Origin of the sequence: Polaromonas sp., from assembly GCF_030682935.1 — a bacterium.
GTDB lineage: Bacteria > Pseudomonadota > Gammaproteobacteria > Burkholderiales > Burkholderiaceae_C > Polaromonas.
On sequence record NZ_JAUXNA010000382.1, the window covers coordinates 1 to 2,850 of the forward strand.

A 2,850-nucleotide genomic window follows, 5' to 3' on the forward strand; every position below is an offset into this window, starting at 1 on the left:
TCCATGGCAGCGCCTGCCTCGGCATTGATCAGCATGGCGCCGGTTTGAACAAGACGGATCATGGCAAATATTCCCAAACCTTCCATCGACTTCGCCGGTATTCAAAGTAAATTGCAGGCCCAGTTCAGCGGTCTGGACCCGAACGATCCGCCTTCCTGGCCTGCGCTGCCGCGGTATCTTCTCTGTCTTTCCGTCACGGTGTTTGTTGTGGTGGCCCTCTGGTTTGTATGGCTGAGCGCTTCTGACGAAGCGTTGACTGCAGAAAAAGCAAACGAGGTTCAACTGAGGGAGGACTACAAGAACAAGCTGAAGCAGGCCGTTAATCTGGAAGCGCTGAAGAAGCAGCGCGAGCAGGTCCAGCAGTACGTTGTTCAGCTGGAAAAACAACTGCCCAGCAAGGCTGAAATGGACGCATTGCTGTCCGATATCAACCAGGCGGGGCTGGGCCGCAGCCTGCAGTTTGAGTTGTTTCGCCCTGGCCAGGTGAGCGTGAAAGAGTATTACGCCGAGCTGCCGATCGCCGTGCGCGTGACGGGGCGATACCACGACATGGGGGCTTTTGCCGCTGACATTGCCAATCTTTCCCGCATTGTGACCCTCAACAACATGAGCATCGCGCCGGGCAAGGACGGCAATCTGGTGATGGATACCACCGCCAAGACCTTCCGCTACCTGGATGAGGAAGAGGTTGCATTGCAGCGCAAGAGCGCTCCCGCCAAAGGAGCCAAAAAATGAGCTTCACCCATTACAGGCTGGCGGCCAGCCTTGCGCTGGTCTTGTTTTCAATCGCCGGCTGTGGCGTATCTGGACATGAAGAGCTGCAGCAGTGGATGGTGGAACAGCGCAACGCGACCAGGCCCAAGGTCGACCCCTTGCCGGAGCCCACCAAATTCTCGCCCCAGGCTTATGGCCAGGAGAGCCTGATAGAGCCTTTCAGCAATCAAAAGCTGGTCCAGGCCTTGAAACGTGACGCCAACCAGTCAACCGCCAATGCGGCCCTGATAACGCCTGAGCTCAGCCGGCGCAAAGAGCCGCTGGAATCCTCCCCTCTGGATGCCGTTGTCATGGTCGGCAGCCTGACCAAAACCGGCCAGCCCGTGGCACTGGTTCGGGTAGACAACCTGATTTACCAGGTTCGTGCCGGTAATTACCTGGGCCAAAACTACGGCCGGGTCACCAAGGTGGCCGAAACCAGTCTGACCTTGCGCGAAATCGTCCAGGACGCCGCGGGCGAATGGATAGAGCGCACGGCGACATTACAGCTTATAGAGGGATCAAAATGAACAAGCAGACAGAGACCATCAGGTTGGAGGTGATGCGAGGCGGCCTCCGGCGTTTGCTTGGGAACCTGTTGCGCGGCACGTCGCTCAGCCTGGCCATGCTTGCCGGCACCGTGCCCTTGATCGCGCAGGCGCAAAACGCCATCCAGTCGGTTTCCGGCTCGGTTCAGGGCGGCTCCGAAGTCATTCGCATCGATCTGGCCGAGGCGCTGGCGACGGTTCCCACCGGTTTTAGCATACAGACGCCAGCGCGCATCGCGCTCGACTTTCCGGGTGTCAGCAATTCCATTGGACGCTCGGCCATTGACCTTAATCTTGGCAACCTGCGTTCGGTGAACGTGGTTCAGGCCGGCGATCGAACCCGGGTGGTGCTGAACCTGAAGGCGCCAGCGCCTTACAAGGCCGAGATACAGGGCAAGTCCCTGCTGATCATTCTGGACTTGCCTGCCCTGGCGGCCCCGTCCGTCGGGGTTGCGCCGGTATTTGCAGAAAGCCGCAACCGCGACACGCTGCCGCTCAAGGACATTGACTTTCGCCGCGGCACCGACAGTTCGGGCCGTATTGTGGTCGGACTCCCCAATAACCAGGTCGGCGTGGACATTCGCCAGCAAGGCCAGACCCTGGTGGTCGAGTTCCTGAAAACGGCGCTGCCCGAGGGGCTACGCCGCCGCCTCGATGTGGCCGACTTTGGAACGCCCGTGCAAACAGTGACAAGCTCCCAGACCGGCGACAAGGTTCGCATGGTCATCGAGCCCAAGGGCCAGTGGGAGCACAGCGCCTACCAGACCGACAGCCAGTTTGTGCTTGAAGTGCGGGCGCTGAAAGTTGATCAAGACAAGCTGACGCAGGGCTCGGGCTATAACGGCGAGAAGCTGTCGCTGAACTTTCAGAACATTGAAATCCGATCACTTTTGCAGGTGATTCCAGAATTCACCAACTTCAACGTGGAGACCTCGGACACGGTCACGGGCTCCGTCACCCTGCGCTTGAAAGATGTTCCCTGGGACCAGGCGCTGGATATTATTTTGCAGGCCAAAGGCCTGGGCATGCGCAAAGCCGGCAACGTCTTGCTGATCGCCCCCAAGGACGAGCTGGCGGCCAAGGACAAACAAGACCTCGAATCGCGCAACGCCCTGCAGAGCCTCGAAGCGGTTCGCACGCAGTCGTTCCAGATCAACTATGCAAAGGCCGCCGATATTGGCGTGCAGCTCACGGCGTCCGGCAGTGGACCGACCAGCGCCCGCATTCTGTCCAGCCGTGGCAGCGTGATTGCCGAACCACGCACCAACCAGCTGTTTGTCACTGACATTCCGTCCAAGCTGGAGCAGGTGCAGCAGCTGATTGCCAAGCTTGACGTCGCCGTGCGGCAAGTGCTGATCGAAGCGCGCATCGTGGAAGCCACGGACACCTTCGGGAAATCCCTGGGAGTCAGACTTGGTGGCAGACCTATTAGCGTCAACGGAAATAGGAATTCCATGTTCGGAAGCACTTACATCGCCCCTGACATAACCAGGGATAATCCAGCGGCTCGGGGTGATAATTTTGGCACCAATGCGGGCGATTTTATTAA

Annotated in this window: 3 protein-coding genes; all 3 read left to right on the forward strand. The window is 58.9% G+C overall.

From position 1 onward, the window contains the following. Window positions 1–60: 60 nt before the first annotated feature. Window positions 61–735, forward strand: coding sequence for a type 4a pilus biogenesis protein PilO (locus tag Q8K05_RS17595; protein ID WP_305247907.1), 675 nt, complete (start codon window positions 61–63; stop codon window positions 733–735). Then, window positions 732–1,283, forward strand: a complete 552-nt coding sequence (locus tag Q8K05_RS17600) for a pilus assembly protein PilP (protein WP_305247908.1) — start codon at window positions 732–734, stop codon at window positions 1,281–1,283. The genes Q8K05_RS17595 and Q8K05_RS17600 overlap by 4 nt, the downstream gene beginning before the upstream one ends. Window positions 1,284–1,378: 95 nt before the next feature. After that, window positions 1,379–2,850: AMIN domain-containing protein (locus tag Q8K05_RS17605; RefSeq protein ID WP_305247909.1), on the forward strand; the 1,472-nt coding region annotated here is incomplete at its 3' end.

What these genes read in the sequence shown, in the direction of transcription:
- Q8K05_RS17595 (WP_305247907.1), top strand. Translation starts at nt 61, where the DNA reads ATGGCAAATATTCCCAAACCTTCCATCGACTTCGCCGGTATTCAAAGT.
- Q8K05_RS17600 (WP_305247908.1), top strand. Translation starts at nt 732, where the DNA reads ATGAGCTTCACCCATTACAGGCTGGCGGCCAGCCTTGCGCTGGTCTTG.